The sequence below is a fragment of the Kaarinaea lacus genome (genome assembly GCF_975902315.1).
In genome coordinates, this window is the sequence record NZ_CDLKIE010000335.1 from 1 (window position 1) to 5,251 (window position 5,251).

4 protein-coding genes are annotated in these 5,251 nt (G+C 43.7%); 3 read left to right on the top strand and 1 reads right to left on the bottom strand.

Going from position 1 to position 5,251, the window contains the following annotated elements:
- Positions 1-1,214 (bottom strand): sensor histidine kinase (locus ACWVCM_RS10790; RefSeq protein WP_455201760.1); only part of this gene is annotated, 1,214 nt, incomplete at its 3' end.
- 489 nt (positions 1,215-1,703) lie between these two features.
- On the opposite strand from ACWVCM_RS10790, the gene ACWVCM_RS10795 reads away from it, so the two are divergent.
- From ACWVCM_RS10795 to ACWVCM_RS10805, 3 genes are all read left to right on the top strand, one after another.
- Positions 1,704-3,671: a GAF domain-containing sensor histidine kinase gene (locus tag ACWVCM_RS10795; RefSeq protein ID WP_455201761.1), complete on the top strand. Its 1,968-nt coding sequence runs from the start codon at positions 1,704-1,706 to the stop codon at positions 3,669-3,671.
- A gap of 103 nt (positions 3,672-3,774) precedes the next feature.
- Positions 3,775-4,659, top strand: a complete 885-nt coding sequence (locus tag ACWVCM_RS10800) for an ABC transporter ATP-binding protein (RefSeq protein WP_455201762.1) — start codon at positions 3,775-3,777, stop codon at positions 4,657-4,659.
- The coding region (locus ACWVCM_RS10805; protein ID WP_455201763.1) for an ABC transporter permease at positions 4,656-5,251 on the top strand (596 nt) is incomplete at its 3' end. The genes ACWVCM_RS10800 and ACWVCM_RS10805, both read left to right, overlap by 4 nt.

Here is a 5,251-nt window from a genome sequence, read left to right on the forward strand (position 1 = left end):
ATATCGACTCTTGCGTCCATCCCCACTTTTTGAACGGCAATGACAAGTCGACCATTAGGAGGTGAGTATTTCACTGCGTTCGATAATAGATTGTCTATAATCACGCGCAACATTTCTTTGTCACCACTCACAGCTATTGGTTCAAGTTTCGTCTTAAGATTCAACTTTTTGGCCATTATGGCAAGTTTTTGATCAATTAATACGCCATGTACCAGTTTATCCAGACTCACCTGCTCGTTATTCACCGTGGTTAACTTCGCATGTGCGACACTGAAATTCAGCAGATCTTCAATCAATTGCTGTAATTTACTGGTATTTGATACCAGAATTTCTACCACCTGTCGTTGCCGCTGATTTAAATTACCAACCACACCATCATCCAGCAAGTCTGCACCTTCCCGAATAGCGGTCAAAGGTGTTTTTAATTCATGGGACACGTGGCGCACAAACTTGGCTTTTTCCTCTTCTACTTCTGCAAGGCGCATGCGCAACCAGTCCAGTCGTTGCCCAAGATATTGTAAATCTTCCGGACCGGTGACATAAACCGGCTCATTAAATACACCACTGCCCAGGGTTTTAATGGCGTAGTCAATTTGACGTATTGGGCGTGAAAGAATAATCGAAAAAGTAATCACAATTACGATGATGGTTGGAATCAGGGTTAGTCCCACCCATACAAACTGGTTTTGTGCCGTTGACGCCATGTCGTGCAATACCTGCACCTCGGTATCGATAACACGGTTACTGCCCGCGAGTACTTTTCGTGCCAGCTCAGAAGCAATTCGAAACTTCTCGACGGCGTTTTTAGCCGCTGTGCTATTGTAATGTTGCCTGGTGAGCGTCCGGTATATGGATTGCTCTATATTAACCAGCGACTGCAGTTGATCGTGCATGGATTTATCGAGCTGAAACTCCAGCAGGTTTTCCGCCGCCTTTTTAAAAAGGGCATGATTTTCCTTAAAACCGTTTAATAAAGATGTGTCCCCCAGGATCTGGTACTGACGCCCCGTGCGTTCCAGGCGGGTGAGTATTTCCACCAGGGTTCGACTGGTCTGGGTGGCTTTCGCTGCCTGATAAACCGCTTGTTGGCTTTGCTTTGCCAGCTGATCCATATAAACAGCGGCATAGCCTACCGCAACCAACAATGGTAACACCGCAAAACAGAAGCCGATCAGCAACAGTTTTCGAAACGATTTTGGTTGGGGAAAAATCATAATAAGTTCTGTGCACTGCTCAGGCGCAGGCGACCCTGCCTATGGCTTGTGTTGATATATTGTGATGTTTGACATTATCGACCGGAATCTTTGGAACTTTGTAAATCGAGACCACAGCCCAGGGTTTAGCCATATTAAAACCGGGTTGTAATTAAAGCCTACGACCAGATTAAGGGTTATGCGCCAGGAATTTTTGCTACCCGCGTTTAAACTATATACCCCTAATAATATTACGGTTTTCACTGAATATCACTCGAAGAAACTTCTGGCTGGTATTTTTTATAGGTTCTTTCGAGTATGGAACATTATCTATTCTTGTGCCGCCGCTTAAGGCAGCTACCTCATGAGCGCATTACATCGCTATGCTTATGATTTATAAATCATTTAATGACACAAAGCAACCGCTTTCGCGCCAGTCCAAACGACTACATTTTCAACGGCCAATGCCGATAAACTTTTTGATCAGGTTTAATAATTTTATACAAAAATATGGATTTAGGTCCCTCAAACCGTACAACGCAAAACCAGGATATCGATGACTATCGCTCGCGTAGCAAGTTCATCGCCCTGGGATTTGTCGCGATTCTGGCACTGATCGTCTTTATCCTGGTGCTTTGGGTCAATAATGCCTCGAGCAGCAGTCAGCGTCTGAAAAGTCTCGTGGAACGCCAGACTCAAACTCGCCTGCTCGCTAATATGTTGTACGCTGTGCAAAAACGTTCGCTCGGCCTGCATCACATGCTGGAATTGAAAGATGCCTTCGAGCAGGATGATGAATATATTCAATTCCGCCAGTACGGCGAAATGTACCTGAAAAACCGCGAACAACTGCTGGCGACTCATCTCACCGAGCAGGAACGAGAAATTTTACGTACCGCTGACAAACTCGCCAACTATGGTGGTGTGGGACAGGAACGCATCGCTAACCAGATTATTCAGGGCCAGTTAATCAATGCGCGCCGTGAACTGGTTGAGGACATCATCCCAAACCAGCATACACTAGCTGATAAACTACGCAGCATTTTTGATTCACAGCGCAATGTTGTTGAATCAGAACTGCAATCAGCGACTACCGAGCACCAAACTACCTACTGGTTTATTTTTTCATTAGGCAGCGTAGCACTGCTATTGGGTCTATTTACAATCTTCGTGGTAAAACGCACCGCCAAATCAGAGGCCCAGCTATTCGACCAAAGCAAGTGGATACGGGCCTTATATGAAATCTCTTCCATGTCAGGCCTGTCACCTGATGAACAGATCAATGAAACATTGAAACTCGGCTGTCGGTTGCTGGGGATGGAAATCGGGAAAGTTTGTCAAATTGAGAAACTCAAGAACACCAATACCTTTCTCAATGTTGTGGCGCCTGAAGACTATTCGGTTAAGGCAGGCCAGGAGATTCCGCTTGAAAAAACCTTTTGCAGTTCAACAATTGATATCAACTCAACAATTGCAATTCCAAATGTACAGGAATCGAAATACGCCAGTTATCCCTGTTATGAGTTTTCGCACATTGAGTCATACATTGCGCTACCTCTGTACGTCAATCAAATCAAGTTTGGCACGGTTAATTTTTCCAGCATACAGCCGCGAAAACCATTTTCGGAAAATGATATCGACCTGTTAAAACTGATAACCAACTGGATCAGCGTAACATTAGAACGCAAAATTTCTCAGAAAATTGCGGTTGCGAAGGAAACCGCTGAAGCAGCCAATCAAACCAAGAGTAGTTTCCTGGCGAATATGAGTCATGAACTCCGCACGCCACTTAATGCCATTCTTGGATACAATGAATTACTACGTGAAGAAGTAACGGATGACGGACATGCACAATATCTTAGTGATATTAACAAGGTTGATATGGCAGGAAAACATCTATTGTCGTTAATTAATGATGTACTCGATTTATCAAAAATTGAGGCCGGAAAAATGGAAGTCTACCTTGAGGAGTTTGCCCTGAAACCACTCGTAGAAGAAATTCATGGCACAATAATGCCTCTCATTGAAAAAAACAAAAACAATTTTCAGCTTGAATACGATGACAATATCAGGATTGTTAATGCGGATCTAACCAAAGTCCGGCAAATATTATTTAACCTGCTCAGCAATGCCAGTAAATTTACCGAAGATGGTACAATAAAACTCATCGTAAACCAGGAGCACATTGATAAGAATAAATGGATCAAGTTCACTATTAAAGATACCGGCATTGGCATGAATCGCGAGCAATTAAACCGTCTATTTGTGTCCTTCTCGCAAGCAGACAGCAGCACTCAACGGAAATATGGTGGCACCGGACTTGGGCTTGCCATCACATACCGTCTCTGCCAGTTGATGGAAGGCACTATTAATGTCGATAGCGTTCCAGGAGTCGGTTCAACCTTCACTGTGTTGTTACCCATGGTCATGTCAGACCAGCAACCCGTAGACCTGGACGTCAAAGCAGCAAACAGCTAAGCTTTATTTCCCCACCCGTAAGCGCATACAATAACGCCTGTTATTATTACCTGTATTTGGTGGTTTAATTCCCCCATTCCATTCAGTGAGGCAGGAATATACTGTGGCGCCGGTCATTGAAGTAAAAAACCTTGTCAAGCAATTTGGCAATATCACTGCCGTGAACGGTATTGATCTCACACTGGACGCAGGTGGGTGCTTCGGATTACTTGGCCCCAATGGTGCTGGCAAAACAACCACTATAGAAATTCTCGAAGGAATTGCGAGTCCTAGCAGCGGCTCAGTGCTTTTTAAAGGTCATGCATTAGGGAAAGCCTTTAAAAATACAGCCGGCATCATGTTTCAGTCGACCGCATTACAGGAGTTTATTACGGTAAAAGAAACACTGGAGTTATTTAGCAAACTCTATCCAAAGACGACCCCCATTCCCGAGCTGGTTGAAAAGTGTGCCCTGAGCGACTTTCTGGAGCAGGATACTCGTCAGTTATCAGGGGGGCAACGACAACGCCTGTTGTTGGCTATCGCACTGGTGAATGATCCTTCCATTCTTTTCCTGGATGAGCCTACCACGGGCCTGGATCCACAATCACGGCGTAACTTCTGGAAACTCATCCGCGATATTAAACAGCAAAACAAAACTATATTGTTAACCACGCATTACATGGAAGAAGCCTACGAGCTATGTGATGAAATTGCGATTATGGATCATGGCGATATTATTGCGCGAGGCACACCTGAGCAATTACTAACTGAGCATTTTAACAGCATGGTGCTACAACTACCGGCAACGGATATTGATATTGAGAAAACCAGAATCCCCGTCAAATTTATGCAACATAGTAATTTGATAGAAATCGAGTCACAGGACATCAACAAAACCATTCAGTTATTGTTAGAAAACAATATTGACCTGGCAAATCTGAAAATACGCAGCCATACCTTAGATGACCTGTTTCTTAAACTAACGGGACACGAATTGCGCACATGAATGTAAAACGTTTTTATGCCGTACTTAAAGCCAGAAACTACGAATTTATTCGTGATAAGTCCGCGCTTGGCTGGAATTTCCTGTTCCCTATCCTCATTGTGGCTGGATTTGCGTTTGCCTTTTCCGATAAAAGCATTGATGTTTATAAGGTTGGTATTTATGGAGACCTGAATGAAACAACGCAATCTCGCCATCCTTTTTTCAAATCACAATACATAAAATTTGTACCGGTCAGCAATCTCGAGAAATCCATTATCAAAGTGGAAAAACATCAGCTGGATATGCTGTTTGACCTCAGGGAACAACGCTACTGGATAAACAATCAGTCTCCCAGCGGTTATATACTGGAAAAAGTGCTATTCGGATCGGAAGTTAATAATGTATCAGCTACAGAAAGTGGCCTGGACACTTCAAATGCTGGTCAATCGTCCCTTCCATTTAAGAAAACCCAGGTCAGCGGGGAGGAAATACGTTACATAGACTGGTTATTGCCAGGTGTTCTAGCCATGAATATTATGTTTAGCGCTCTGTTTGGCGTTGGATATGTCATCGTCCGTTATCGAAAAAACGGCGTACTTAAACGTCTTAAAGC

Bases quoted from the DNA above. Each gene is read 5' to 3' on its own strand.
- ACWVCM_RS10795 (WP_455201761.1), top strand. From the start codon at position 1,704: ATGGATTTAGGTCCCTCAAACCGTACAACGCAAAACCAGGATATCGAT.